Below are 25812 nucleotides of genomic sequence, written 5' to 3'. Positions count from 1 at the left end.
CGGGAGAGATACAAGGTTGGGCCGAGACGGTTCCAGCGTCGAAACCCGACATGTCCGCGCCGGGTAGAGGAGCGTTGGGCTTCGCTGCGCTCAGCGCCAACCTACGTCAGCGGGGCAGCAGGTCCACCAATGGCCCTGGGTGCTTACGGACTTCGATGTAGGGCACCAGGGTGCCACCGGGTTCGTCGCAGCTGCGGGCGGCGCGGAAGAAGGTCGGGCCCAGGTAGAGACCCTTGGGCGTCAGGTACCAGGGCGCGAATTGCCAGACGTCGGCGCTGCGATAGTCGCAGCCATCGCCGTCGGCCGGCGCCTGCATCAGCTCCGGATACAGCCGGGTGAACAACCGCACCACCCAGGGCGCCAGGGTCTTTTCCCGATAGTCCGCCAGGGCCTGGGAATAGCGATCCTCCGGCGCCAGACGAAGCGGCTGGCCGTGGCCCAGCCAGAGGAAGTCTTCCAGCGCCAATTCCTGCCCGGTCTGGAGATCCAGGGTCAGGGGTGCGCTGCCGAAATCCGGGTGGGCCGCGCCGCTGCAGCTGTATTGGCTGAACAGATTGACGCTGAGCACCCGCTGGGTGAGCAGCTGCGGGGTCACGGTCAGGCTGTGCTCGCCATCAGGGCCGATGCAGCTCAGATGGGCGTCTACCTCCGCCCAGAGTCGGTCACGCAGCACGGCATTGGCCGCCTCGCTGGCGCCCTCCACGGTGAACAGCCGCATGCCCGACACCGGCTCGCGCCACCAGTGCAGCTCACGACCCATGAAGGCCTGGCGCTCACCCTGCTCCAGGATCAGCCCCTGCAGGCGGCGGAATTCGTAGGGATCGTCCTGCCGCAGTGTCTGCCGATAGCGATCCGCCGCCGCGGACTGTCCCAGCTGCAGCGGCGCCAGGGCGAGCGGCAGAGTCTTGCCCGCTCCGCTCCAGGTACCGTTCCAGCGACCGTCCTTGCCGCGCGTCAGCGACCAGCTGGCCTTGGGGCCGTCCTGCCAGGGCGCACCCTCCTCCAACCTGAGCTGGTCGCCCGATTGCGCCGGACCGCTCAGGCGCAGATCGCGGCGATAGCGGTCATAGAAGTAGCGGCCAGAAGCTTCGTCATTGGCGGTGGGATCGACCTCCACCACCACCCGGGACTGGCCGAGAGTGCCTTCCAGCAGCAGCTTTTCGGCATGGGCGGCGCTGGTGATCATCAGCAGGGTCAGCAACGGTCCGGACAGGCGAAATTTCATCAGGGCTCCAGCGGCCAGCGTATCGGTGATGGGCCCAGAGTAGAGCAGTAGCGCCGGACTGTCGCGCAGAGGCCAGCGGACAAGACACTGCCGCGCGCTGCTCCCGCCATGGGACAATGACGTTTTGCCAATCGCTGGACGCCCATGGACCTCCCTGCCCTGCTCACCCGCCTGCACGCCATCCGCGATGCCAACGCCTGGCGGCGCTATCACAACCCCAAGAATCTGGCGATGGCCGCCAGCGTCGAGATGGCCGAGCTGGTGGAGATCTTCCAGTGGAAAAGCGATGCCGAGGCCCGCGAGCTGAGCGCCGCCGAGCGCGAACACGCCGGCCAGGAAATCGCCGACGTGCTGCTCTATCTGCTGCAACTGGGCAGCGAACTGGAGCTGGACGTGGAACAGGCAGTGCTGGCCAAGCTGGCCGACAACGAGAGGCGCTTCCTGCCGTGAGCGATACCTTCTTCGACGACCGCGCCACCCGTTTCGCCGCCAACATCTATGGCGGCACCAAGGGCGCCATCCGCCTGGCGGTGCTGCAGGCGGATCTCGCCGAGGTACTGCCCGGGCGTCCCCTGCGGGTGCTGGACATCGGTGCCGGCCTGGGCCACATGAGTCTCTGGCTGGCCCAGCAGGGCCATGCCGTGACCCTGGCCGAGCCGTCGGCGCCTATGCTCGCCGGCGCCCAGGAGGCCTTTGCCGCGGCCGGACTCGGCGCCGATTGGCTGGCATTGCCCTGGCAGGAGTTGCCCGCCTTCGCCGAGCCCTTCGACCTGGTGCTCTGCCACGCAGTGCTGGAATGGCTGGAGACGCCTACGGCGATCCTGCCGACGCTAGAGCGCTGCCTGGCCCCGAACGGCTGGCTGTCCCTGGCCTTCTACAACCGCGACGCCCTGATCTATCGCAATCTTCTCAAGGGGCATTTCCGCAAACTCAGGCAGGGCGATTACGCGGGCGCCGGCCAACGGGGCCTCACCCCGCAACGGCCCCTCGATCCGCGCGAAGTCGAGGCCTGGCTGACGCCGGACTGGCGGATCCAGGCGCGCAGCGGCGTACGGGTCTTTCACGACTACATGCCGCCGGAATTCCAGGCTCGCGCCAACGGCGAGGAACTGGTGGCCATGGAGTTGGCCCACCGGCGGCACCCGGCTTTCGCGGGCCTGGGGCGCTATCTGCATTGGCTCTGCCAAGCTAAGGCAGGATAACGCCGGGCGCGGTATGCTCTGGCCAGCATTCCTTCGAGGAACGGTCATGCGTCGCCCCCTGCTCTGCCTGTCGCTCGCGCTGCTCGCCCTGGCCGGTTGCCAGACGCCCAATCCCTATGTCGCCAGCAGCCTCCCGGAGGCCGCGGTGCCGGTACTGCCGCAGCAGGATCCGGCGGCCTACCCGCCAGCGCCCCGCGACTGGAGTCGCTATCGCACCTGGAGTTGGGCACCTGGTGCCGCGGTGGTCAGCGGTGGCCTGGATGGCCAGACCGTGCAGCAGGCGGTGGCCGATGGCCTCGACCAGCGCGGGTTGCGACCGGCCATCGGCGGTGCCCGCGCCGATCTCCAGGTGCGTGCCCGCCTCACCCAGCAGCAGCGCAGCGAGCAGTACACCGACTACTACGACACCAGCTACGGCTACGGCGGCTACGGGCCCTATGGCTATGGCCCCGGCTATGGCGCCACGGTCGGCCAGGCGCGGACCCGCACCCGGACCTTTGTGGTCGATGTGCTGGAGGTGGAATTGCTCGATCCCGCCACGGGGCGCGTGCTCTGGCATTCGGCCGCCGAGCAGGCCACCGGCGGCAACAGCGGCGAACGCGCACGTACCCTGAGAGACACCACCCGCCGCCTGCTGGCCAACTATCCGCCGAGCTGAGGGGATAAGTGGCCCTCAAGCCAGTCCAAGCAGACTACTACCCTCACCGCCGAGGATCGCCCATGAAACGTTGCCTCCTGCTGCTTGCGGTCCTCCTGCTGACGGCCTGCGCCGAACGCGGCCCGCGCAATCTGGACTATGACGCCAGCCGCGACTTCGCCGCCTATCGCAGCTGGGGCTGGGCGGATCCGGCCATCGAATACCGCCCCAACGATCCGCGGGTGCGCAGCGATCTCACCGAGCAGCGCCTGCGCGACTCGGTCAGCGGCGGCCTCGACCAGCGAGGGCTGCGTCCCGCCATGGCCGGTGCGCGCCCGGACTTGAAGATCAAGCTCTATGTGATCCTCGATCAGCGCCAGCAGAGCTTCAGCTATGCCGATCCTTACTGGGGACCGGGCTGGGGTGGCCCCTGGGGCTCCGCCTGGGGCCCTGGTCCCTGGGGGCCGAGCTATGTACGCACCCAGACCGTCACCTATCCGGTGATGACGGTGCAGCTCGACATGCTCGACGGCCGCGACGGCAAACTGGTCTGGCGTGCCAGCGAAGAGCGGCTGCTGGACGACCAGAACGCCACGCCCGCCCAACGCAGTGCCGGCTTTGGCCGTCTGATCAACGAACTGCTGATCGGCTATCCGCCGCGTCCTTGAGCGGTCGACCGTCCGGGCAGCTCAGCGCTGCCCCTGGTCCGATGATGAGCAGACGTCTGTTAGCCAGTCGCCGATAATGGCACCTGGCCAGATATTCCTCGCGCCGTCTTTGGCCACCGCGCAGGAAACCTGACCGTCGTCCAACGCCGCCCAGGTCCCTCATGTCGTCAACCCCCATCGCCACCCGTCGCAGCCACGCCCTGTTGCTGCGCCTGTTTCCGGTCATTTGCGCCCTGCCGATCCTGCTCGGCATCGGCTGCTACCTGCTGATCAAGACCGCCTCCAGCCAGGACGCCGATGTCCAGCAGCGGGCGCGGACCTATATCACCCGCACCCTGGAGCAGGTGGAAAACGAGATCGGCCATAACATCATCAACTATGCCAAGTGGGGCGAGGCCTACAAGCACCTGCACCTGAAGGTCGATCGCTTCTGGGCCGACGAGGAGCGTAACGTTGGCGACATTCCCTATGAGCTCTATGGCTACAACGGCGTCTTCGTGCTGGATCCCCAGGACCGTACCGTCTATGCCGTGATCGACGGCCAGCCAACGGAGCGCACGGCCGCGCAATGGCTGGAAGGGGATCTCACTGCCCTGCTGGCGGCGACTCGCAAGCGACCTGGAGAAACCGAAAGCCTGGTGCGGATCCTGAGTGTCGGCGGCGTCCCTGCGCTGGTCGCCGCCGCCACCATCACGCCGGGCGCGAGCTATGGCGTCACGCCGAGCGCCGGCGTGCCCTCGGTGATGCTGTTCGTCAATGTGCTCGACCCCGCGACCCTGGCTCATCTCAGCGACACCTACGGGCTGCCGACGCTGCAGGCCTCCCGGCTGCCTCTGCCCGATCATGAATCCCTGCGCCCGCTGGATTCACCGCTGTTGCTCAACTGGCAACCCCCACGGCCCGGCGCCCAGTTGCTGCGCCGGACGCTACCGGTGTTCCTGGCCGGGGTGCTGTTGCTCGGCCTGGTGCTGGCGCTGCTGATCCGCCATGCGCTGAATTCGGCCCGGCAGCTCGACCAGCAATTCGATGCCCTTGTCGCCAGCCAGACGGAGCTGAGTCGCAGCGAACGCCGCTTTCGCGAGCTCGCCGAGGCGGCCTCCGACTGGCTCTGGGAAAGCGATGCCGAAGGCCGCATCGCCTATCTGTCCGAACGCTTCGCCCGCATCACCGGGCATGCGCCTGGCAGCTGGCTCGGTCGGCCACTCGCGGAACTGTTCAGCAGCGAGACGACCCGCCTGGCTGACTGGCTCCTGGACAAGGCTCGCCACCTCGACGAGCGCCAGGTGCTGCGCTGTCATTATCGTGACCGTCTCGGCCATTCCCGGGTCTGCGAAATCACCGCCCGCCCCTTGCCCCAGGGTGCGGGTTTTCGTGGAACCGCCAGTGACATCACCGCCGCGGTCAACGCCCAGGCCGAAATCGAGCATCTGTCGCAACACGACAGCCTGACCGGCCTGGCCAACCGGTTGCAGTTGCAGCACTACCTGGCCGCTCAACTGGCGCAACCCAGCACGCCGCTCACCCTGCTCAGTCTGGACCTGGATCGCTTCAAACCGATCAACGACAGCCTCGGCCACGCCGCCGGTGATCGGGTGCTGCAGGAAATCGCCCGTCGTCTGCAAGCCAGCCTGAGGCCCGGCGGCCTGGTGGCGCGGCTGGGCGGTGATGAATTCATCGTGGTGCTGCTCGGTCACCTGGATACCACGACGGTCGACCAGATCTGTGCCCGGCTGGTAACCGCCATCGCCCGGCCGATCCTGCTGGAAGAGCAGACCGTCAGCGTCGGGACCAGCATCGGCATCGCCCAGGCACCGGAGCAGGCCAGCCAGGTCGAGGACTTGCTGCGCCTGGCCGATATCGCGCTCTACCAGGCCAAGGCCGCGGGCCGCAACGGCTGGTGCTTTCATGCACCGGCCATGGACGCCCAGCTCAGCCAGCGTCGTGACCTGGAACAGGAACTGCGCCAGGCCTTGGCGCGCGACCAGGTGCGCCTGGCCTACCTGCCCCGCCGGCGCACGGCAGACGGCGCCCTGAGTGGCGTCGAAGCCCAGCTGCACTGGGCCCACCCGATACGCGGAACGTTACCGCCAGAGGCCTTCTTGCCCCTGGCCGAAGAGACCGGACTCAGCGCTCCCCTGGGGCTCTGGCTGTTGGACAGCGCCTGTCGCGCCGCAGCGGCCTGGCCCGCGCCGCTGCGGCTGGTCATTAGCGTGTCGCCTCGCCAGTTCGACGATGCCAAGGCCCTGGTGGAGGCAGTCGCCCAGGCCTTGCAGACCAGTGGCCTGGCAGCGGAACGCCTGGAGCTGCAGCTGCCCGAGGTGCTGCTGCAGGCAGACGGTGATCCGCCGCTGCCTCAACTCCAGGCGCTCAATACCCTGGGCGTGCGCCTGAGCCTGGCCGATTTCGGCAAAGGCCTCGGCGCCTTCGATGCACTGCGCCAGCCCCTGCTGGAGGGCATCAGCCTCGATAGCCAGCTCATCGCCCACCTGGACCAGCGGCAGGCCGATGCCGCCATCGCCCAGGCGCTGATCGGCCTGGGACGCACCCTGGGGCTCTGGGTGGCAGCGACGGGCGTCGAGACATCAGGCCAGTTGGCCTGGCTGAAGGCGCAGCACTGCGCCGAAGTCCAGGGCCCGCTGTTCGGCCACGCCCTGTCCGACCGCGAACTGGCGGCGCTGCTGGATACTGACCTACGGGCTGGGTGAGGACCTAGAGTCGCTCCAGCCACCCCAGGTCGCCGCCACGGGCCGGTACCGGATAGCAGCCATAGGGCGCATAGCCGTGGCTACAGACCGGATCGGCGCGCAAGGCGGGTTCGCCCACCGGTTGCGCGCGCCAGCCTTCCAGCAGGGCGATGGCGGCCAGGGCCAGCAGCAGGGCGATGAACAGCGCGGAGCGAATTGTTCTTGTCAGGCGCATGATGACCTCCCGCAGGGCGACTGCCAGGATCGGCAGACAGCGTCCCCGCTCCTTGAGTATCGCCCCGACCAAGAGTTTTCGCCTGCCTGGACCAGCACCCACTGCGCAACGCTGCACTACGGTGGGTGCAACAGTCAGTCGCCTAGGCGCGGTGATCACCCGGGCAAGGCGGCGCCGTTGTCCAGCTACGTGAATAGCTCCGCGCCACACCGTACCGCCCCCTCTCCCTCCGGGAGAAGAATGGGGTGAGAGAAGGCCAGACGCGAAAGCCTCAGGCGATCTCCACCCGCTCCCCGTTCAGCCGTACCGCCCAGGTGGGCAGCGCCTGCTCGGGATATTCCAGGCAGCCACCGTCCGCCAGGCGGAAATGCTGCTTGTACAGCGGTGAGGCGATCACCAGGTCCTGGCCCAGTTGGCCGACGATGCCGCGACCGATGACATTGGCACCGGACTTGGGATCGCGATTGCCCACGGCGAAGACCTTCTGCTCGGTCTCGGGTAGATAGAACAGCGCCACCTGCTCGCCCTCGTACAGGGCCACCACACCGGACTGGGGCACCAGATCGGTCAGGTGGCACAGGGGTTGCCAGCGGGGCTCCAGGGCGCGAGCGGTATTGGTCTGGGTCATGGTCAAGCCTCCTCGGTGACGGCGATGAGCTGAAGTTCGTGGTGACGCGCCGGCCGGCGCTGGCCGCGCTCCTTGACGAAGTGGATGTCCGGGTCGTTGCCGCGCTGGTTGACGAAGGTCCGGAAGCGCTTGAGCTTGTCCGGGTCGTTCAGGGCGTTGGCCCATTCGCATTCGTAGCGATCCACCACCAGCTGCATCTGGGCTTCCAGCTCGGCGCCAAGGCCCAGGCTGTCGTCGATGATCACCTGCTTGAGGTAGTCCAGCCCGCCCTCCAGGGACTCGCGCCACACCGAGGTGCGCTGCAGGCGGTCGGCGGTGCGGATGTAGAACATCAGCAGGCGATCGATGTAGCGGATCAGGGTTGTGTCATCCAGATCGGTGGCGAACAGCTCGGCGTGCCGCGGGCGCATGCCGCCATTGCCGCAGACATAGAGATTCCAGCCGTTCTCGGTGGCGATCACGCCGATGTCCTTGCTCTGGGCCTCGGCGCACTCGCGGGTGCAGCCGCTGACGGCGAACTTGAGCTTGTGCGGCGCGCGCAGGCCCTTGTAGCGGTGCTCGATGTCCAGCGCCATCTTGACGCTGTCCTGCACCCCGTAGCGGCACCAGGTGCTGCCGACGCAGCTTTTCACCGTGCGGGTCGACTTGCCGTAGGCATGGCCGGTCTCGAAGCCGGCGGCGATCAGCTCGCCCCAGATGTCCGGCAATTCGTGCAGCTGGGCTCCGAAGAGATCGATGCGCTGGCCGCCGGTGATCTTGGTGTAGAGGTCGTACTTCTTCGCCACCTGGCCGATGGCGATCAGGCCTTCCGGGCTGATCTCGCCACCCGGAATGCGTGGCACCACCGAATAGGTGCCGTTCTTCTGCATGTTGGCCATGAAGGTGTCGTTGGTGTCCTGCAGCGGCACCAGGTGCGGATCGGTGATGGGCGCGTTCCAGCAGGAGGCCAGGACGTTGGCCACCGCCGGCTTGCAGATGTCGCAGCCATGGTGGCCGCGACCGTGACGCGCCAGTAGCTCGTCGAAGCTCTGGATGCCTTCCACCCGTACCAGGTGATAGAGCTCCTGGCGCGTGTGGGCGAAGTGTTCGCAAAGGCTCTTGTCGACCTCGACGCCCCGGGCGATCAGCTCATGCTCGAAGACCTGCTTGACCAGCGCCGCGCAGCCACCGCAACCGGTGGCCGCCTTGGTGCAGCTCTTGATGCCGGCCAGATCGGTGCAGCCGGCGTCGATGGCGGCGCAGACCGCGCCCTTGGTGACGTTGTGGCAGGAGCAGAGGGTGGCGGTGGCCGGCAGGGCATCGGCGCCCAGGGTCGGGGTGCCCTCGCCCACCGGCATGATCAGGCTGGCCGGATCCTGGGGCAGCGGGATGCCGTTCTGGGCGTATTGCAGCAGGGTGTCGTAGTAGCTGTTGTCACCCACCAGCACGGCGCCGAGCACCTGCTTGCCATCGGCGGACACCACCAGGCGGCGGTAGCTGGCGCTGGCTTCGTCGATGTAGCGATAGCTGCGCGCCCCGGGCGTGGCGCCGTGGGCATCGCCGATGGAGCCCACGTCCACGCCCAGCAGCTTGAGCTTGGTGGACATGTCGGCGCCGGTGAAGGGCGTGCCCTGGCCGTGGCAGAGGGTGGCGGACACCAGGCGCGCCATCTGGTAGCCCGGCGCGACCAGGCCGAAGACGCTGCCATTCCAGGCGGCGCACTCGCCGATGGCGTGGATGAAGGGATCGCTGGTCAGGCAGCCATTGTCCACCGCCACCCCGCCGCGAGGGCCGAGCTCCAGGCCGCAGCTGCGGGCCAGGGCGTCCTGGGGACGGATGCCAGCGGAAAACAGGATCAGGTCGGTCTCGAGGAAATCCTCGCCGGCGAAGTTCATGCGGTAGCGATAGTCGCTGCCGGCGGTGATGTTCTGGGTGGCCTTGGACAGGTGCACGCCCACGCCCAGGTCCTCGATGCGCTGCTTGAGCGCGGCGCCACCGAGGTCATCCAGCTGCACCGGCATCAGCCGCGGGGCGAATTCCACCACATGGGCCTCCAGACCCAGGGATTTCAGCGCATTGGCCGCTTCCAGGCCGAGCAGGCCGCCGCCCACCACCACGCCGCGGCGCGCCCTGGCGGCGGCCAGGCGGATGGTGTCCAGGTCGTCCAGGGTGCGATAGACCAGGCGCGAGTCGCCTTCGGCGCCCTCGATGGGCGGTACGAAGGGATAGGAGCCGGTGGCCAGTACCAGGCGGTCGTAGCCAAAGGCGCCTTCAGGGGTCAGCACCTCACGCTGTTCGCGGTCGATGCCGGTCACCGCGCAGCCCAGGTGCAGCACCAGGCCGGGCACGGCATAGAGGTCGGCTGCGCTCATCGCCAGGGATTCGGCGTCACGGCCGGCGAAGTATTCCGAGAGATGCACCCGGTCGTAGGCGCGCTGACGCTCTTCGCCGAAGACGTGGATCTCGTAGTGGTCCAGGGCGCCGGCCGCCAGCAGCTGCTCGACGAGGTGATGGCCGACCATGCCGTTGCCGACGACGATCAGGCGTTCTTTGCGGGTCACGATGCTGTTCATGGAGGCTATCCCCCGGCCGAGGCCAATCAGGTTGAGTCGCGGCAAATAAAAAGGCGCCTGAAACCTTGCGGTCTCAGGCGCCTTTGCCTGTTCTATGTAGGGAGGAGCCCTGGGCTCTGCTCCGTGCCCGTCGCCTGCAGTGGCTGTCGATCGCCGTTGATCGACCGGGCGACCCGAAAATGCGGGTCTGTCAGGGCTTTTGCATCGGCTGTGCCAGTTCTGCCTGATCGCCTGGAGATCCGCCACTGGCGCGGCCTGCAGCCAGCAGAGGGCATCGCCGACTCGCCACCGGCTACCCGCCAGCCGGAACCACAACGGTGCAAGGCAAGGCCTGCCTGCCCCGTCACGGCGCACATCACCCGTGGTTGCCATGACGTCGAGCAGGACTGCCGCCCCTCCGCCGGACCAGCAGTCATGCGCTCCCTGAGCCCGTCGGACCAAGCTGGCGCGGGCCTTGCTAAATACCCAGCATGGAGCGGTCAACGCCGATCGCCCCCTTTCACGACAAAGGCGCCGTGTTCGTCTCCCTCCGGGGAGCACGACCGGCGCCTTTTCGCTTTCTGGTTCTCGAAGGATCCTTGCCATGGCCACTACCCACATCAAGAGCGTCTGCCCCTACTGCGGCGTCGGCTGCGGGATCGTCATGCAGGTGGAAGACGGCCGGGTCACCAAGGTCAGCGGCGATCGCGACCATCCCGCCAATCGCGGCCGCCTCTGCACCAAGGGCAGCACCAGCCACCAGGCGCTGGTGGACAGTGGGCGCATGGCGCAGGCCTACGTCCGCCACGACCGCTCCCACGAACCGGTGCAGACCGGGCTGGATCAGGCCGTCGCTGCCACCGCCGAGCGGTTGCGTGCCATCCTCGACCGCCACGGGCCGGACGCCATCGCCTTCTATGTGTCCGGCCAGCTGTCGCTGGAGGCCCAGTACCTGGTGAGCAAGCTGGCGCGGGGCTTCATCGGCACTAACCAGCTCGAATCCAATTCCCGGCTGTGCATGGCCAGCGCCGGCACCGGCTACAAGCTGTCCCTTGGCGCCGACGGCCCGCCCGGCTCCTACGACGACCTCGACCACGCCGATCTCTTCCTGGTCAGCGGCGCCAACATGGCCGACTGTCACCCCATCCTCTTCCTGCGCCTGCTGGATCGGGTCAAGCGCGGCGCCCGGCTGATCGTCATCGATCCGCGGCGCACCGCCACTGCCGAAAAGGCCGATCTCTTCCTGCAACTGCGCCCGGGCACCGATCTGCTGCTGCTCAATGGCCTGCTGCACCTGTTGCACGCCGAGGGCTATCTGGACGAAACCTTCATCGCCGCCCATACCGAGGGCTGGGAGGCCATGCCCGATTTTCTCGCCGACTACAGTCCCGCGCGCGTGGCCGCCGGGACGGGTCTGGCCGAGGCGGACATCCGCACCGCCGCGCGCTGGATCGGCGAAGCCGGCGAATGGACCAGCCTCTGGACCATGGGCCTGAATCAGAGCACCCATGGCACCTGGAGCACCAACGCCCTGTGCAACCTGCACCTGGCCACCGGCAAGATCTGCCGCCCCGGCAGCGGCCCCTTCTCCCTCACCGGCCAGCCCAACGCCATGGGCGGGCGCGAGATGGGCTACATGGGTCCCGGTCTGCCCGGCCAACGCAGCCTGCTGTCGGCCGCCGACCGCACCTTCGTCGAGCGAGCCTGGGACATTCCCGAGGGCACCCTGCACACCCGTCTTGGCCAGGGCACCGTCGCCCTGTTCGAGGAGCTGGCCGCCGGCACCGTGAAGGCCTGCTGGATCATCTGCACCAACCCGGTGGCCAGCGTGGCCAATCGCGAGACGGTAATCCGCGGCCTGCAGGCCGCCGAACTGGTGATCACCCAGGACGCCTTTCTCGACACCGAGACCAATCCGTACGCCGACATCCTCTTGCCCGGCGCGCTCTGGGCCGAGGCCGACGGGGTGATGATCAACTCCGAGCGCAACTTGACCCTGGCGCCCCAGGCCGTCAACCCGCCCGGCGCGGCCCGCGCCGACTGGCGGATCATCGCCGACGTCGCCTGTGCGATGGGTTATGGCGAGCACTTCAGCTACGCCTCGGCCGCCGAGGTGTTCGACGAGATCCGGCAATTCCACAACCCCCAGACCGGCTACGACCTCCGCGGTGCCAGCCATGCCCGGCTGCGCCAGACGCCGCTGCAATGGCCCTGCCCCAGCCAAGAGAGCGATCCGCGCCAGCCGATCCGCTATCGCAACGACGGCCGCAGCCAGACCCTGCGCCTGGATGAGACCGGCGAACCGACCGCGCTCAACTTCGCCACCGCCAGCGGCAAGGCGCAATTCTTCGCCCGTCCCCACCTGGATCCGGCGGAATTACCCGATGTCGACTACCCCTTCGTGCTCAACACCGGGCGTCTGCAGCACCAGTGGCATACGCTCACCAAGACCGGCAAGATCGCCGCGCTGAATCGCCTCAATCCGGCGCCCTTCGTCGAGGTGCATCCCCAGGACGCTCAGGCGTTGGGGCTCAGCGCGGGCGACCGGCTGGAGATCACCTCGCGCCGCGGCCGTGCCGTGTTGCCGGTGACCCTCAGCGACCGGGTCCAGCCCGGCAACTGCTTCGCGCCCTTTCACTGGGCCGACGTCCAGGGCAACGACCTGGCCATCAATGCCGTCACCAGCGACGCCGTCGATCCGCTCTCGCTGCAACCGGAACTCAAGGTCTGCGCCGTGCGCCTGACCCGCGTCGCCACCATTCCCCACCGCCAATTGCCGGCCGACGAGCCCGTCGCAGAGAGCGCTCAGTTGCCCGCCCTGGCGCGCCTGGCCGAGCTCACCGGGGTCGCAGCCGCGGTACGGCCACAGCTCAGCGCGGCCGAACGCACCTACCTGGCCGGCTTCATGGACGGCCTGCGCGATGGCGGGGCCCAGGGCGTGCCCTGCCTGCCGGCCCAGGCGCCGCTGGCCGCCGACACCCGCCTCTGGCTCGACGGCCTGCTCGCCGGGTTGTTCAGCCGCCTGCCGGAAAGCCAGGCCGCCAGCCTGGCCATGGCCGCTACCGCCCCCGCCGATCTGGTGGTGCTTTGGGCGTCCCAGACCGGCAACGCCGAAGCCCTGGCCGAGCGCTGCGTCGCCCGCCTGTGCCAGACCGGTCTCAGCGTCGAATTGCACGACATGGCCGCCTATGCCGTGGAACGCCTGACCGGTGCCCGCCGCGTCCTGCTGGTCAGCAGCACCTTTGGCGATGGCGAAGCCCCGGACAATGGCCAAGCCTTCTGGCAGGGCCTCGATCGGCTCGACGCCTCCCTGGCCGAACTGGACTACGCCGTGCTGGCCTTGGGCGATTCCACCTACGACCAATTCTGCGGCCACGGCCAGCGCCTCGACGCCCGCCTGGCCGAACTCGGCGCCCGCCGCCTCTGCCCGCGCCTGGACTGCGACGCCGATGGCCTCGACGGCGCCGACGCCTGGCTGGCCGCCCTGCAAGGGCAGCTGGCGCCCCAGGCCACCAGCGTGCCCCTGGCGACTGCGGCCACCACTAATCGCCCGAGCGCAGTGCCGGCGCGGCTGGTCATCAACCGGAGACTCAACAGCGCCGGATCCAACAAGGAGGTGAGGCTGTTCGGCCTCGCGTCCGAGCAACCCCTGGCCTACCAGGCCGGCGACGCCTTGAGCGTGAAGGCGCGCAACTGTCCGGAGCTGGTCGAGGAAGTCCTCGCCCTCGCCGGACTGGACGGCGAACAACCGGTCGCCGTCCCCAAGGTCGGCGAGCTGTCGCTGCGCCAGGCGCTGGGCGAACACTACGAGATCGCCCGCCCCAACCCCGAGACCCTGGCGCTGATCGCCGAGCGCAGTGGCAATGCCGATTGCCACGCCCTGCTGGGCGACCGCGACGAACTCAAGCGCTGGCTCTGGGGTCGGCAACTGGCCGATGTGCTGGCCCGCTTTCCCGCCCGCCATGACGCCAGTGAGTTGCTCAGCAGCCTCAAGCGCCTGCAGCCGCGGCTCTATTCCATCGCTTCCAGCCCCCTGGCCCATGCCGGCCAGGTGCACCTCACCGTCTCGGCGGTGCGCTACGGTAATCGCAAGGGCGTGGCCTCCACCTTTCTTGCCGACCGCCTGCAGGACGCCACCACCGAGGTGCATATCCAGTCCTCGCGCCATTTCCGCCTGCCGGACCAGGGTGACGTCCCGCTGATCATGATCGGCCCCGGCACCGGCATCGCGCCCTTCCGCGGCTTTCTCCACGAGCGCCGCGCCCGGGGCGACGGGGGTCGCAACTGGCTGTTCTTTGGCGAGCAGCACGCCGCCCATGACTTCTACTACCGTGACGAACTGGAAGCCTTCCAGCGCGATGGCCTGCTGAGCGAACTGAGCCTGGCCTTCTCCCGCGACCAGGCCGAGAAGGTCTATGTGCAGGATCGACTGCGCGAACGCGGCGCCGAGGTCTGGCGCTGGCTGCAGGACGGCGCCCGCGTCTATGTCTGCGGCGACGCCAGCCGCATGGCCCGGGACGTCGACCAGGCCCTGCGCCAGGTGGTGGCGACCCACGGCCACCTCAGCGACGAGGCCGCCAGCGAGTACCTGCGGGGGATGAGCGAGCAGAAGCGCTATCTGAAGGACGTCTACTAGCGCCGCCGGCTACAGCACCGCGCGCACCAAGCGGGTGAAGGCCTCGATGGCCTCGCGCTCGCCCAGCGCCCCGCGCACCACGGCCGCGGCCAGGGCCTCGCCGGCGCCGACCAGACCGATGCAGGACACCTGCAACTCCGCGGCGGGTCTTTTGCTGTGCGGCGTGAGCACCGCCGCCACCATCTGGGTGCCATGTTCCAGCAACTCCTGGTACACCGCCGTCTTTTCCTCACTTCCCGCCAGGGCCGCCGCCAGCACGCCGACTTCACCCTGCATGTCGGTCACGCAGCGAATGTAACCCTCGGCCAGCGCCGCGGTGGCCTCTTCGGCGCCCTGCTGCCGGGAGGCCATGGCCTGGCGAAAGGCATCCATCTGCGCCAGATCGAGCCAGCGATAAAGTTCTATGAGCAGTCCCGAGCGGGTACCGAAATGCTCGTAGACGACCGGTTTGGAGACGCCCGCCTGCACGGCCAGATAGCCCAGGGTCAGGCGATCCGCGCCTTCTTCCCGAACGATGACCCGTGCCGTTTCCAGCAATTGCTGACGCCGGGCTGCCTTTGAGAGACGCCGTCCGGTCCCTTCGGAGACCGGTTTTTCAGGGATGGATTGCTCCGCCATTGGTCAACTCTTCTTGTAAACCTACTAAAGGTAGGTTAATTCTGAACTGGAACCTACTCCTGGTAGGTTAATGCGGAGTACAGCCCCTTGCAATCGGCTGTGCGGTCTCCGGAACCTCAGCACTGCAACGAAGAGGACAGCATCATGCCACTGCAACCCATACTCTTTGCCGGCGGTTCGGGCACGGTAGGCCGCCAGGCCATCCACTGGTTTCGCCAGCGCCAGCCTGACTGGCCGCTGCTGGTCGGCGGCCGCAACCTCGCCACGGCCGAGGATGTCGCCCAGGCCGCCGGCCAGGCCTGGGCGGTGCGCCTGGATCTCGACCAGCCGGGGCTGGGATTGGATCCCGCTCTCACCCCGGCAGCCATGATCATGCTGGCACCGGATCAGGCCCTGCACGGCTTGCGCCTCGCCCAGCACCTGGGCATCCCCTATCTCAATGCCAACACCGGCGTCACCGAACTGGGGCCGGAGGTCGCCCAGTTCATGCACCGCCCCGGCGCCCGTGCCCTGGTGCTGTCCAGCCACTGGGCTTCGGGCGCCGCCCTGGCGCTGGCACTCGATCTCGCCCACCGCTTCACCCGGATCGCGGCCATCGGTGTAGAGGTCTTGCTGGATGAAGCGGACCCTGCCGGTCCCCTGGCCTGGGAGGACATGGAGCGGGTGCACAGCGCCGCTCCCGCTGCCCTCGCATTCCATTATGGACGCCGCGCCTGGCTGAGCGGTGCCGACCTGCAGGGCAGCGTCACCGCGCTGGACGGTCGCAAGCTGACCGCCACGGCCTTCGGCTCCATCGATCTGCTCAGTCTCTGGACCACCACCGCCGCCCCGGAGCTCCGCTTCGACATCGCCATGGGCGAGTCCTCCAGCCGGCGGCGGGGCGCGGAAACGGCGGCCGAGATCGCGGTCAGGGTGACCGGTGAAAGGGACGGCCAGACCACCCGTGCACGCGCCGTGCTGGAATTCAACCAGGGGCAGGCCTCGCTGACCGCCCTAGGGCTGGTGCTGTCGCTGGAGCGAGTGCTGGGCCTGGCGGGCGGTGAACCCCTGCCGGCGGGTCTCTATATGCCCGAACACCTCTGGGCGGCCGAGTGGTTTCTGCAGGAGTTGCAACGGGAGGGCGCGGTGCTGCATCACCCGGTGGACGGGCACTGACCGCAGGAAATGGCGGAAGGCAGTGGGAGTCGAACCCACCCGGGAACGGCTGCCGTCCCCAACCGGGTTTGAAGCCCGGCCACGCCACCGGGCGTGATTGCCTTCCTCTGTTGCGCTAGCCCTCGGCCGCGCGGGCCCAGGCGCTGTCCGGGCGGACCCGGCGCTCGTCGCCGAAGCGACGGGTGAAACCGATGCGATCCAGGCATTCGAGGATCTGGATGCTGCGCTTGCGACCGATGCCGAGGGCATCGCGAAAGGCCGCGGCGCGAATGATCCCTGCTTCGCGCTCCAGGCGCAATGCCTCGCCGGCCGCGGCTTCCAGGCTGGCCTGGGGATAGAAGAGATCTCTGACCACCTGGGTCAGTTCCCCCAGTCGGGCCAGTTTGCGCAGCAACAGGCGCACCTCGGCCTCGGGCTGACCCAGGCTCTTGGCGAGATCGCGGGTCCAGGGCGGATCGAAGCGCTGGGCCGTGAGCAGCGGCCAGAGCCTGGCCTTGAGCCCCTCCTCTGCCGCGGTGAGGCGTACCCGGTGATCGGGCAGGTGCAACCAGGGACCGCTGCTCTGCAGTCGTCCCTCGGCCAGGGCCGTCTCCAGCAGGGCCAGATAGACAGCCCGCTCCAGTTCCGGCGCGGCGATGCGGCGGAGGCGATCCCGATCCGGACCCAGCTCGTCGGGTTGTTCCTGGTGAAAGGTCGCCAACGCCTCGCTCAGGCGCTCGAGCGCCGCCTGCCACAGCGCCGCCGCGAACAGGCGCGGACCAACCCGCGTGTCCACCCTCAGGGTGTCGGCGGGCAGTTGCCAGTCGCCTTCGGGTCGGTTGAACTGGCGCGCCAGCAGCCGTGGATCGAGACCGCCGTCGGCCTGGGCCAGGAGTTCGGGCAGCGCCTCCTCCAGACCGCCCCGACGCAGTGCCTGGAGTTGTGCCAGGCGCTGGGGCGTACGGCGATGGCGCGCCGGGGCGAAGGGATCGAGCAGCCGGGCCCCGCCCAGGGTGCGCTGGGCGGACTGGTCACGTAGCACCAGGCGATCGCCATGCACCCCGTGCAGCGGCGCATTGAGTACCAGCTGTGCCAGGGCCATGACGCCGGGGGCCAGGCTGTCGCCTTCCAGCAGGGCGACGCGACCGGTGAGATCCTGGGCGCCCAGGTGCACGTGCACTGGCGTCCAGTGCGCCAGGTTGCGCGCCTCGCCAGGCAGCAGCCGTAGCTCCACATCGATCCGGGTGGTGGGCGCATGCAGCGCCTCGGCCACCAGCCAGTCACCGCGGGCGATACTGTCGGTGCTCAGCCGCTCGCCGGCGAGATTGAGCGACACCCGCTGACCGGCCTGAGCGCTTTCCGCCGCGCGATTCTGGGCGTGCAATCCTCGCACCCGCAGGCGCTGGCCACGCGGGGTGAGGATGAGTTCGTCGCCGACGGCCACCTGACCGGCGAAGGCGGTGCCGGTGACCACCACGCCGGCTCCGGCCACACTGAATACCCGGTCCACGGCCAGGCGAAAGCCGCCGCGGGTATTGCGCTGGCGCACCTGGTCCAGCGCGGCGAGCAAGGCGGCGCGCAACGCGGGGATGCCCGCGCCGCTAGGGCTGGCCACCGGATACAGCGGCGTCCCGGCGAAGGGGCCGCCGGCCAGCAGCGCACTGACGTCCTGACGCACCTGGGCCAGTCGCTCGGCATCCACCCGATCGGCCTTGGTCAGGGCCACCAGCAGCCGGGGAATGCCGAGCAATTCGAGGATCGCCAGGTGCTCGCGGGTCTGCGGCATGACGCCATCGTCGGCCGCCACCACCAGCAGGGCCAGATCCAGGCCGCTGGCGCCCGCCAGCATGTTGTGCACGAAGCGCTCGTGACCGGGCACGTCGATGAAGCCGGTGAGCCCGCCTTCACCCAGGTCGGCATAGACATAGCCCAGGTCGATGGTGATGCCCCGGGCCTGCTCTTCGCGGCGGCGGTCACCGGCGACCCCGGTGAGGGCCTGGATCAGAGCGGTCTTGCCATGGTCGATGTGGCCGGCGGTGCCGATGATCATGGGGACGGTACCAGGCGGGAAAACAGGGACGTCATGGCGGCTCCAGGCGGCGGACTGGACCTCAGGGTAGCGGCGCCCCGCGTGATCGCCTAGTCATGACGCTCGCGCAAGAAGGCCACGAAGGCCCGCAGCGGAGCCGGTAGTTGGCGGCGATCCGCATAGTAGAGCCGCGGCCCCGGAAAGGCCGTGGACCAGTCCGTCAGCACCTCGATCAGGCGCCCGTCGGCCAGGGGCTGGGCCAGATAGTCGGCGAAGGAATAGATCAGGCCGACGCCGTCGAGGGCGGCCTGCAGCTCCAGGTCGAGCGCCGAGGCCAGCAGGCGACTGCCCGGCGCAACGTTGATGACCTCGCTGCCACGCTCGAAGCTCCATTGCGCCACCAGGCCGCTGGCGAAGCGATGCCCGATGCAGGAATGCCTGACCAGGTCGGCGGGGTGTGCCGGTACGCCGTGCTGCTCCAGGTAGGCCGGGGTTCCGGCCACGGCGAATCTCTGGGTGACGGGGCCCAGCCGCACGCTGATCATGTCGGCCTCCAGATGCTCGTCGTAGCGCACCCCGGCATCGAAACCGGCGGCGAGTACGTCGATCAGCCGGTCCTCGGCCACCACCTCCAGGCGAATGCCCGGATGCCGGGCCAGGAAGGGGCCGATCAGCGGCGGCAGCAGCACCCGGGCGACGATGGTGGGCACATTGAGTCTCAGGCTGCCCACCGGACTCTCGCCCTCGGCATTGATGGCGTCCAGCGCGCCGCGCACCTCGCGCAGGGCCGGGGTCAGGCGTTCCAGCAGGCGCTGGCCGGCCGCGGTGGGCGTCACGCTGCGGGTGGTGCGGTGCAGCAGCCGCACATCCAGTTCCCGCTCCAGCCGCCGCACCGCATCGCTCAGCGAAGAGGCGGCCACGCCACGCACATAGGCGGCGCCGCGAAAGCTGCGAGCCTCGGCCACGGCGGCGAAGGCCGCCAGGTCATCCAGATTCAAGACGCCTCCATTGTACGGCTGCGCGAACAGGTCGTTGTGTCAGGAGCGGATTATCGCACAGCGTCCGGACGACTAGAGTGAAGCCTCATCCACCTGACGAGGAATCCCTCATGCAACAGCGTCGCTTGGGCCAGCAGGGCCCTCTGGTATCCACGCTCGGTCTGGGCTGCATGGGCATGTCCGATCTCTATGGCGCCGCCGACCGTGGCGAGGCCATCGCCACCGTCCAGGCCGCCCTCGAACGCGGCGTCACCCTGTTCGACACCGGTGACTTCTATGGCATGGGCCACAACGAGCTGCTCCTGGGCGAAGCCCTGCGCGGTCGGCGGGAGCAGGCGCTGATCAGCGTCAAGTTCGGCGCCCTGCGCGGTCCGGGCGGCGAGTGGCTGGGCTACGACGCCCGGCCGGCGGCGATCAAGAATTTCGTCGCCTACAGCCTCAAGCGCCTGGGCGTGGACCACATCGACATCTATCGCCCGGCGCGGCTGGATCGCCAGGTGCCCATCGAGGACACCATGGGCGCCCTCGCCGAGCTGGTGCAGGCCGGCTACATCCGCCACATCGGCCTCTCGGAAGTGGGCGCCCAGACCCTGCGGCGGGCGGCCGCGGTGCATCCGGTCTGCGACCTGCAGATCGAGTATTCGCTGGTCTCGCGCGGCATCGAGGCCGAGATCCTGCCGACCTGCCGCGACCTGGGCATCGGCATCACCGCCTATGGCGTGCTCTCCCGCGGCCTGCTCAGCGGTCACTGGCGCCAACCCTCGGGCAGCGGCGACTTCCGTGCCCTCAGTCCGCGCTTCCAGCCGGGCAACGTGGAGCGCAACCTGGCGCTGGTGGAAGGCCTGAAGCAATTCGCCGAACGCCGCGGCACCACCCCGGCCCGGCTGGCGGTGGCCTGGGTCGCCGCCCAGGGCGACGGCATCGTGCCCCTGGTCGGTGCCCGCCGTCGCGAACAACTGGACGAATCCCTCGGTGCGCTGGCGGTGACCCTGAGCGCCGCGGACCGTGCCGAGCTGGAACGGCTGCTGCCGCCAGGCGCGGTGGCCGGCGATCGCTACGGCGAACACCAGTTGCGCGATCTCGACAGCGAACGCTGAGTCACGCCCGCCAGCCAACGGCCCGCCTTGCGCGGGCCGTTGACGTTTTAGCGCTCGGCCGGACGCTCCTGCATCAGCACCCAGGGCGCCACCACCACCGCCCACAGAGCCACCGCCGGCGCTTCCAGTCGGCGGCGCGCCCGGTCTTCGTCGACCTTGGCCAGCTGGCCCTGCTGCAGCCACAGCCCTACCTGGGCGGCATCGTCCTCGGTCACGGCGATGGCCGCCTCGATCAGGTCCAGCTCCGGTGCCACTTCCAGCAGCACGCCCCGCGCAAAATGCGGTTGCAATTCTTCCCAGCTGATGGCGGCAGTCTGCCCGAGCAGGGTGGCGTAGCGCGTTGCGTGATCGGTCATGGTGCGGGCCTCGTGAAAAGGGCGGATTCTACCGGCGCCCTCTTCGCTTGCCGAGCGCCCGGACGCGCGGTCGACAAGTCCAACAAGTTGTCGTCGCCAGCTTTCCAAGACGAACAGACGGTGATTAAACTGCGCAGCGCGTCATATAGAACAAAATCGGCACACTTTCGCTTCCAACTGCCTCATTAATAAAAGCATTCCGAGTGGAGCACTCATGAAAAAGGCAACTCTGCGTTTCTCCCGTCTGATCGCGGCCCTGGCCCTGGCCGGCATGGCCAGCCACACCCTGGCAGCCGACACCCTGAAGATCGGTCTGGCCGGCCCCAAGACCGGTCCGGTCGCCCAGTACGGTGACATGGAGTTCATTGGTGCCCAGATGGCCATCGAGCAGATCAACAAGGCCGGCGGCGTCAAGGGCAAGCAACTCGAAGGCGTGATCTACGACGACGCCTGCGATCCCAAGCAGGCCGTGGCGGTTGCCAACAAGATCGTCAACGATGGCGTAAAGTTCGTCGTCGGTCACCTCTGCTCCAGCTCCACCCAGCCGGCCTCCGACATCTATGAAGACGAAGGCATCCTGATGGTGACTCCGGCGGCCACCAGCCCCGACATCACCAACCGTGGCTACAAGCTGATCTTCCGCACCATCGGCCTGGACAACATGCAGGGCCCGACCGCCGGCAAGTTCATCGTCGAGCACGTCAAGCCCAAGGTCGTCGCCGTCATCCACGACAAGCAGCAGTACGGCGAAGGCATCGCCACCGCGGTCAAGCAGACCCTGGACAAGGCCGGCATCAAGGTCGCCATGTTCGAAGGCATCAACTCCGGCGACAAGGACTTCTCCTCGCTGATCGCCAAGCTCAAGCAGGCCAACGTCGACTTCGTCTACTACGGCGGCTACCACCCCGAGCTGGGTCTGATCCTGCGCCAGGCGGCCGAGAAGGGCCTGACCGCCAAGTTCATGGGTCCGGAAGGCGTGGGCAACAGCTCCATCTCCGCCATCGCCGGCAAGGCCTCCGAAGGCCTGCTGGTCACCCTGCCGCGCTCCTTCGACCAGGATCCCAAGAACCAGGCCCTGGTGCAGGCGTTCAAGGACAAGAAGCAGGATGCGAGCGGTCCCTTCGTGTTCCCCTCCTACGCCGCCGTGCAGGTCATCGCCCAGGGCATCGAGAAGGCGGGCGACGAGAAGCCCGAGGACGTGGCCAAGGCACTGCGCAGCAACACCTTCAACACCCCCACCGGTGAGTTGGCGTTCGACGAGAAAGGCGACCTGAAGAACTTCGAGTTCGTGGTCTACGAATGGCACGCCGACGGCTCCAAGACCGAAGCCAAGTAAGCCCTGCCTGTAACACCGGAGCCCACCGCCAACGGCGGTGGGCTTCGTTTATCCGCCTCCATCCGAGGCCTGGGACCCGCACCAGAAGTGCACTTGGGTCCCCTGGAGACACCCATGCCCGAGTTCTACCATTACCTGCAACAGCTGGTGAACGGCCTCACGGTCGGCAGCACCTATGCCCTGATCGCCATCGGCTACACCATGGTCTACGGCATCATCGGCATGATCAACTTCGCCCATGGCGAGGTGTACATGATCGGCTCCTACGTGGCCTTCATCGCCATCGCGGGCCTCGCCATGCTGGGCATCCACAGCCTGCCCATCGTCATGCTCGCCGCCTTCGCCGCCAGCATCGTCATCGCCAGTGCCTATGGCTACAGCATCGAACGCATCGCCTATCGCCCCCTGCGTGGCGGTAACCGGCTGATCCCGCTGATCTCGGCGATCGGCATGTCGATCTTCCTGCAGAACTGGGTGCTGCTGGCGCAGGATTCCAAGGACAAGTCGATCCCCAACCTGCTGCCGGGCAACTTCATCATCGGCACCGACGCCATGAATGGCGTGGTGATCTCCTATGTACAGGTGCTGATCTTCATCGTCACCCTGCTCACCATGTTCGGCCTGACCTGGTTCATCTCCCGCTCCCGCCTGGGCCGCGCCTGCCGCGCCTGCGCCGAGGACATCAAGATGGCCAACCTGCTGGGCATCAACACCAATGGCATCATCGCCCTGACCTTCGTCATCGGCGCCACCCTGGCCGCCGTGGCTGCGGTGCTACTGGGCATCCAGTACGGCGTGATCAACCCGAGCCTGGGCTTCCTGGCCGGCATCAAGGCCTTTACCGCCGCCGTGCTCGGCGGCATCGGCAGCATCCCCGGCGCCATGCTCGGCGGCCTGGTGCTGGGCGTGGCCGAAGCCTTCGGTGCCGACGTCTTCGGTGACCAGTACAAGGACGTGGTGGCCTTCAGCCTGCTGGTACTGGTGCTGCTGTTCCGCCCCACCGGCATCCTCGGTCGCCCGGAGGTGGAAAAGGTATGAGTGCCCGTCTGCGAACCGCCTTCTTCAGCGCCCTGCTGGTGCTGGCCGTCGCCTATCCCATCCTCGGCCTCAAGCTGGAAACGGTCGGCGTCAACCTAGAAGTGCACGGCGCCACGCCGCGTACCCTCTGGATCGTGGCCCTGGCCGCGGTGCTGATGTTCGTCTGGCAACTGGTGCGTGATCCGCTCACCGCCGGCTGGCGTAACCGCGGCGGCCTGCAGCTGCCGGTTACCGGCCTGGGCACCAAGCTCACCGAACCCAAGACCCAGCGCTGGGTGATCCTGGCCCTGGTGCTGGTCGCCCTGGCGTGGCCCTTCTACGGCTCGCGCGGCGCGGTGGACATCGCCACCCTGATCCTCATCTACGTGATGCTCGGCCTCGGTCTGAACATCGTGGTGGGTCTGGCCGGTCTGCTCGACCTGGGCTACGTCGGCTTCTATGCCGTCGGCGCCTACACCTACGCCATGCTCTCCCACTACTACGGCCTCGGCTTCTGGGTCTGCCTGCCGCTGGCGGGGCTGATGGCGGCGCTGTTCGGCTTCCTGCTCGGCTTCCCGGTGCTGCGCCTGCGCGGCGACTACCTGGCCATCGTCACCCTGGGCTTCGGCGAGATCATCCGCATCCTCCTGCGCAATCTCACCGAATGGACCGGCGGCCCCAACGGCATCAGCGGCATCGACAAGCCGACCCTGTTCGGCCTGACCTTCGAGCGCCGGGCACCCGAGGGCATGACGCCCTTCCACGAGTATTTCGGCATCCCCTACAACTCCGAGTACAAGGTGATCTTCCTTTATTTGATCGCCCTGCTGCTGGTGCTGCTGACCCTGTTCGTGATCAACCGGCTCTTGCGCATGCCCATCGGCCGCGCCTGGGAAGCCCTGCGCGAAGACGAGATCGCCTGCCGCGCCCTGGGTCTGAATCCCACGCTGATCAAGCTCTCGGCCTTTACCCTGGGCGCCTGCTTCGCCGGATTCGCCGGCAGCTTCTTCGCCGCCCGCCAGGGCCTGGTGTCGCCGGAGTCCTTCACCTTCATCGAATCGGCCATCATCCTGGCCATCGTGGTGCTGGGCGGCATGGGTTCCCAGCTCGGCGTGATCCTCGCGGCCATCGTGATGATCCTGCTGCCGGAGCTGATGCGCGAATTCAGCGAATACCGCATGTTGATGTTCGGCCTGCTGATGGTCGTGATGATGATCTGGCGTCCGCAAGGCCTGCTCCCGATGCAACGCCCGCACCTGGAGTTGCGCAAATGAGCCAAGCCCTTCTCGATGTTTCCGGCCTGTCCATGAGGTTCGGCGGCCTGCTGGCCGTCAACGGCGTCAACATTCGCGTGGAGCAGGGCCAGGTGGTCTCGCTGATCGGCCCCAACGGCGCCGGCAAGACCACCGTGTTCAACTGCCTGACCGGCTTCTACCGTCCCAGCGGCGGGGAGATCCTGCTCAACGGCGAGGCCATCCAGGGCCTGCCTGGGCACAGGATCGCCCGCAAGGGCGTGGTGCGCACCTTCCAGAACGTCCGCCTGTTCAAGGAAATGACCGCGGTGGAGAACCTGCTGGTCGCCCAGCATCGCCACCTCAACACCGGCTTCCTGGCCGGCCTGTTCAAGACCCCGGCCTTTCGCAAGAGCGAGGCCGAGGCCATGGACTACGCGCGCTTCTGGCTGGAGCAGGTCAACCTCACCGAATTCGCCAACCGCAACGCCGGCAACCTCGCCTATGGCCAGCAGCGCCGTCTGGAAATCGCCCGCTGCATGATGACCCGCCCGCAGATCCTCATGCTCGACGAGCCGGCCGCCGGTCTCAACCCGCGCGAGACCGAGGACCTCAAGGCGCTCATCGCCCTGCTGCGCGCCGAGCATGGCGTGACCGTGCTGCTGATCGAGCACGACATGCACCTGGTGATGAGCATTTCCGACCACATCGTGGTGATCAACCAGGGCACCCCCCTGGCCGACGGGACGCCGGAGCAGATCCGCAACAACCCCGACGTGATCAAGGCCTACCTGGGCGAATCCTGATGGAGACCACCATGCTGCAGTTCGACAACGTCTCCACCTTCTACGGCAAGATCCAGGCGCTGCATGGCGTCAGCGTGCAGGTGAACCGGGGCGAGATCGTCACCCTGATCGGCGCCAACGGGGCCGGCAAGTCCACCCTGCTGATGACCCTCTGCGGCACGCCGCGCGCCCATGGCGGCAGCATCCGCTACGAAGGCGAGGAACTGGTGGGCCAGGAAACCGCGCAGATCATGCGAAAGGGCATCGCCGTGGTGCCCGAGGGTCGCCGGGTATTTGCCCGCCTGACCGTGGAGGAGAACCTGGCCATGGGCGGCTTCTTCACCGACAAGCACGCCTACGACCGCCAGCTGGAGAAGGTCCTCGGCCTCTTCCCCCGTCTCAAGGAGCGCTATGCCCAGCGTGCCGGTACCATGTCCGGTGGCGAACAGCAGATGCTCGCCATCGGCCGGGCGATGATGAGCGAGCCGCGCCTGCTGCTGCTCGACGAACCCTCGCTGGGGCTGGCGCCCATCATCATCCAGCAGATCTTCGAGATCATCGAACAACTGCGCCAGGATGGGGTGACGGTGTTCCTGGTCGAGCAGAACGCCAACCAGGCACTCAAGCTGGCCGATCGCGGCTATGTGCTAGAGAACGGCCGCATCGTCATGCAGGACAGCGGCGCCGAACTGCTGGCCAACCCGGACGTGCGCAAGGCCTATCTGGGCGGTTGAGTCCTTCTCCAATCGCGGCCATGGCGGTCC

At 67.8% G+C, this 25812-nt stretch carries 21 protein-coding genes and 1 tRNA gene; 13 read left to right on the top strand and 9 right to left on the bottom strand.

Going from position 1 to position 25812, the window contains the following annotated elements; all coding sequences use genetic code 11:
* Nucleotides 1-106 precede the first annotated feature (106 nt).
* Complete coding sequence (locus FEZ61_RS10120) at nucleotides 107-1225, bottom strand: hypothetical protein (protein ID WP_017642405.1); 1119 nt, start codon at nucleotides 1223-1225, stop codon at nucleotides 107-109.
* 144 nt (nucleotides 1226-1369) lie between these two features.
* On the opposite strand from FEZ61_RS10120, the gene FEZ61_RS10115 reads away from it, so the two are divergent.
* The 5 genes from FEZ61_RS10115 to FEZ61_RS10095 all read left to right on the top strand — a co-directional run bounded on the left by FEZ61_RS10115 (nucleotide 1370) and on the right by FEZ61_RS10095 (nucleotide 6437).
* Entirely contained in the window at nucleotides 1370-1675 is a 306-nt protein-coding gene (locus FEZ61_RS10115; protein ID WP_017642406.1) for a nucleotide pyrophosphohydrolase, read from the top strand.
* Nucleotides 1672-2427: a methyltransferase domain-containing protein gene (locus tag FEZ61_RS10110; protein WP_017642407.1), complete on the top strand. Its 756-nt coding sequence runs from the start codon at nucleotides 1672-1674 to the stop codon at nucleotides 2425-2427. Before FEZ61_RS10115 ends, FEZ61_RS10110 begins: the two co-directional genes overlap by 4 nt.
* 46 nt (nucleotides 2428-2473) lie before the next feature.
* The gene (locus FEZ61_RS10105) at nucleotides 2474-3085 is read left to right on the top strand and encodes a DUF4136 domain-containing protein (RefSeq protein ID WP_017642408.1); all 612 of its coding nucleotides are present in this window, start codon (nucleotides 2474-2476) and stop codon (nucleotides 3083-3085) included.
* Between the two features lie 62 nt (nucleotides 3086-3147).
* On the top strand, nucleotides 3148-3732 hold the full coding sequence (locus FEZ61_RS10100; RefSeq protein ID WP_064307247.1) for a DUF4136 domain-containing protein: 585 nt from the start codon (nucleotides 3148-3150) through the stop codon (nucleotides 3730-3732).
* Nucleotides 3733-3893: 161 nt separating this feature from the next.
* Nucleotides 3894-6437 carry an EAL domain-containing protein gene (locus FEZ61_RS10095; RefSeq protein WP_173148505.1) on the top strand — a complete coding sequence of 848 codons (2544 nt, stop codon included), beginning with the start codon at nucleotides 3894-3896 and terminating at the stop codon, nucleotides 6435-6437.
* A 4-nt stretch (nucleotides 6438-6441) separates the two neighbouring features.
* On the opposite strand, the gene FEZ61_RS10090 is transcribed toward FEZ61_RS10095, so the two are convergent.
* The 3 genes from FEZ61_RS10090 to nirB form a co-directional block, all read right to left on the bottom strand.
* Nucleotides 6442-6651, bottom strand: a complete 210-nt coding sequence (locus FEZ61_RS10090) for a hypothetical protein (protein ID WP_068383766.1) — start codon at nucleotides 6649-6651, stop codon at nucleotides 6442-6444.
* A gap of 271 nt (nucleotides 6652-6922) precedes the next feature.
* On the bottom strand, nucleotides 6923-7279 hold the full coding sequence (gene nirD / locus FEZ61_RS10085) for a nitrite reductase small subunit NirD (RefSeq protein WP_017642412.1): 357 nt from the start codon (nucleotides 7277-7279) through the stop codon (nucleotides 6923-6925).
* A 2-nt stretch (nucleotides 7280-7281) separates the two neighbouring features.
* Nucleotides 7282-9831 carry a nitrite reductase large subunit NirB gene (nirB, locus tag FEZ61_RS10080; RefSeq protein ID WP_173148501.1) on the bottom strand — a complete coding sequence of 850 codons (2550 nt, stop codon included), beginning with the start codon at nucleotides 9829-9831 and terminating at the stop codon, nucleotides 7282-7284.
* A gap of 583 nt (nucleotides 9832-10414) precedes the next feature.
* Between nirB and FEZ61_RS10075 the strand changes: the two genes are divergently transcribed.
* Nucleotides 10415-14446: a bifunctional nitrate reductase/sulfite reductase flavoprotein subunit alpha gene (locus tag FEZ61_RS10075; RefSeq protein ID WP_173148499.1), complete on the top strand. Its 4032-nt coding sequence runs from the start codon at nucleotides 10415-10417 to the stop codon at nucleotides 14444-14446.
* 9 nt (nucleotides 14447-14455) lie between these two features.
* Here FEZ61_RS10075 and FEZ61_RS10070 read toward each other — a convergent pair whose 3' ends face one another.
* Complete coding sequence (locus tag FEZ61_RS10070; RefSeq protein WP_242455128.1) at nucleotides 14456-15064, bottom strand: TetR/AcrR family transcriptional regulator; 609 nt, start codon at nucleotides 15062-15064, stop codon at nucleotides 14456-14458.
* 144 nt (nucleotides 15065-15208) lie between these two features.
* Here FEZ61_RS10070 and FEZ61_RS10065 point away from each other — a divergent pair, with 144 nt between their 5' ends.
* Nucleotides 15209-16219, top strand: coding sequence for a hypothetical protein (locus FEZ61_RS10065; protein WP_173148497.1), 1011 nt, complete (start codon nucleotides 15209-15211; stop codon nucleotides 16217-16219).
* 10 nt (nucleotides 16220-16229) lie between these two features.
* On the opposite strand, the gene FEZ61_RS10060 is transcribed toward FEZ61_RS10065, so the two are convergent.
* The 3 genes from FEZ61_RS10060 to FEZ61_RS10050 all read right to left on the bottom strand — a co-directional run bounded on the left by FEZ61_RS10060 (nucleotide 16230) and on the right by FEZ61_RS10050 (nucleotide 19225).
* Nucleotides 16230-16325: transfer RNA gene (locus FEZ61_RS10060), tRNA-Sec, on the bottom strand.
* A 9-nt stretch (nucleotides 16326-16334) separates the two neighbouring features.
* Nucleotides 16335-18248, bottom strand: a complete 1914-nt coding sequence (gene selB / locus FEZ61_RS10055) for a selenocysteine-specific translation elongation factor (protein ID WP_173148495.1) — start codon at nucleotides 18246-18248, stop codon at nucleotides 16335-16337.
* Nucleotides 18249-18337: 89 nt separating this feature from the next.
* Nucleotides 18338-19225 carry a LysR family transcriptional regulator gene (locus FEZ61_RS10050; protein ID WP_173148493.1) on the bottom strand — a complete coding sequence of 296 codons (888 nt, stop codon included), beginning with the start codon at nucleotides 19223-19225 and terminating at the stop codon, nucleotides 18338-18340.
* A gap of 110 nt (nucleotides 19226-19335) precedes the next feature.
* Here FEZ61_RS10050 and FEZ61_RS10045 point away from each other — a divergent pair, with 110 nt between their 5' ends.
* A complete protein-coding gene (locus tag FEZ61_RS10045) occupies nucleotides 19336-20322 on the top strand; it encodes an aldo/keto reductase (protein ID WP_064307297.1) in 987 nt (328 codons plus the stop codon).
* A 47-nt stretch (nucleotides 20323-20369) separates the two neighbouring features.
* Here the strand turns inward: FEZ61_RS10045 and FEZ61_RS10040 are convergent, their stop codons facing one another.
* Nucleotides 20370-20678, bottom strand: a complete 309-nt coding sequence (locus tag FEZ61_RS10040) for a DUF2288 family protein (RefSeq protein WP_173148491.1) — start codon at nucleotides 20676-20678, stop codon at nucleotides 20370-20372.
* Between the two features lie 214 nt (nucleotides 20679-20892).
* On the opposite strand from FEZ61_RS10040, the gene FEZ61_RS10035 reads away from it, so the two are divergent.
* The 5 genes from FEZ61_RS10035 to FEZ61_RS10015 all read left to right on the top strand — a co-directional run bounded on the left by FEZ61_RS10035 (nucleotide 20893) and on the right by FEZ61_RS10015 (nucleotide 25782).
* Nucleotides 20893-22014, top strand: a complete 1122-nt coding sequence (locus FEZ61_RS10035) for a branched-chain amino acid ABC transporter substrate-binding protein (RefSeq protein WP_017642421.1) — start codon at nucleotides 20893-20895, stop codon at nucleotides 22012-22014.
* 114 nt (nucleotides 22015-22128) lie between these two features.
* The gene (gene livH / locus FEZ61_RS10030) at nucleotides 22129-23052 is read left to right on the top strand and encodes a high-affinity branched-chain amino acid ABC transporter permease LivH (protein WP_017642422.1); all 924 of its coding nucleotides are present in this window, start codon (nucleotides 22129-22131) and stop codon (nucleotides 23050-23052) included.
* Nucleotides 23049-24305, top strand: a complete 1257-nt coding sequence (locus FEZ61_RS10025; protein ID WP_064307298.1) for a high-affinity branched-chain amino acid ABC transporter permease LivM — start codon at nucleotides 23049-23051, stop codon at nucleotides 24303-24305. Before livH ends, FEZ61_RS10025 begins: the two co-directional genes overlap by 4 nt.
* On the top strand, nucleotides 24302-25069 hold the full coding sequence (gene livG, locus FEZ61_RS10020; RefSeq protein ID WP_017642424.1) for a high-affinity branched-chain amino acid ABC transporter ATP-binding protein LivG: 768 nt from the start codon (nucleotides 24302-24304) through the stop codon (nucleotides 25067-25069). Before FEZ61_RS10025 ends, livG begins: the two co-directional genes overlap by 4 nt.
* 11 nt (nucleotides 25070-25080) lie before the next feature.
* Complete coding sequence (locus FEZ61_RS10015; protein WP_007159574.1) at nucleotides 25081-25782, top strand: ATP-binding cassette domain-containing protein; 702 nt, start codon at nucleotides 25081-25083, stop codon at nucleotides 25780-25782.
* The last annotated feature ends 30 nt before the right edge of the window (nucleotides 25783-25812 follow it).

It is taken from the genome of Pseudomonas sp. MS15a(2019) (genome assembly GCF_013277805.1).
Taxonomy (GTDB): Bacteria; Pseudomonadota; Gammaproteobacteria; order Pseudomonadales; family Pseudomonadaceae; genus Chryseomonas; species Chryseomonas benzopyrenica.
Note: the sequence above shows the minus strand (reverse complement) of the source record. Positions and strands in the feature narration are given on the sequence as shown.

Coding starts and splice junctions, on each gene's coding strand:
- FEZ61_RS10015 (WP_007159574.1), top strand. CDS start 25,081: ATGCTGCAGTTCGACAACGTCTCCACCTTCTACGGCAAGATCCAGGCG.
- FEZ61_RS10025 (WP_064307298.1), top strand. CDS start 23,049: ATGAGTGCCCGTCTGCGAACCGCCTTCTTCAGCGCCCTGCTGGTGCTG.
- FEZ61_RS10090 (WP_068383766.1), bottom strand. CDS start 6,651: ATGCGCCTGACAAGAACAATTCGCTCCGCGCTGTTCATCGCCCTGCTG.
- FEZ61_RS10115 (WP_017642406.1), top strand. CDS start 1,370: ATGGACCTCCCTGCCCTGCTCACCCGCCTGCACGCCATCCGCGATGCC.
- FEZ61_RS10120 (WP_017642405.1), bottom strand. CDS start 1,225: ATGAAATTTCGCCTGTCCGGACCGTTGCTGACCCTGCTGATGATCACC.
- livG (WP_017642424.1), top strand. CDS start 24,302: ATGAGCCAAGCCCTTCTCGATGTTTCCGGCCTGTCCATGAGGTTCGGC.
- selB (WP_173148495.1), bottom strand. CDS start 18,248: ATGATCATCGGCACCGCCGGCCACATCGACCATGGCAAGACCGCTCTG.
- FEZ61_RS10065 (WP_173148497.1), top strand. CDS start 15,209: ATGCCACTGCAACCCATACTCTTTGCCGGCGGTTCGGGCACGGTAGGC.
- nirB (WP_173148501.1), bottom strand. CDS start 9,831: ATGAACAGCATCGTGACCCGCAAAGAACGCCTGATCGTCGTCGGCAAC.
- FEZ61_RS10095 (WP_173148505.1), top strand. CDS start 3,894: ATGTCGTCAACCCCCATCGCCACCCGTCGCAGCCACGCCCTGTTGCTG.
- livH (WP_017642422.1), top strand. CDS start 22,129: ATGCCCGAGTTCTACCATTACCTGCAACAGCTGGTGAACGGCCTCACG.
- FEZ61_RS10045 (WP_064307297.1), top strand. CDS start 19,336: ATGCAACAGCGTCGCTTGGGCCAGCAGGGCCCTCTGGTATCCACGCTC.
- nirD (WP_017642412.1), bottom strand. CDS start 7,279: ATGACCCAGACCAATACCGCTCGCGCCCTGGAGCCCCGCTGGCAACCC.
- FEZ61_RS10035 (WP_017642421.1), top strand. CDS start 20,893: ATGAAAAAGGCAACTCTGCGTTTCTCCCGTCTGATCGCGGCCCTGGCC.
- FEZ61_RS10070 (WP_242455128.1), bottom strand. CDS start 15,064: ATGGCGGAGCAATCCATCCCTGAAAAACCGGTCTCCGAAGGGACCGGA.
- FEZ61_RS10100 (WP_064307247.1), top strand. CDS start 3,148: ATGAAACGTTGCCTCCTGCTGCTTGCGGTCCTCCTGCTGACGGCCTGC.
- FEZ61_RS10105 (WP_017642408.1), top strand. CDS start 2,474: ATGCGTCGCCCCCTGCTCTGCCTGTCGCTCGCGCTGCTCGCCCTGGCC.
- FEZ61_RS10075 (WP_173148499.1), top strand. CDS start 10,415: ATGGCCACTACCCACATCAAGAGCGTCTGCCCCTACTGCGGCGTCGGC.
- FEZ61_RS10040 (WP_173148491.1), bottom strand. CDS start 20,678: ATGACCGATCACGCAACGCGCTACGCCACCCTGCTCGGGCAGACTGCC.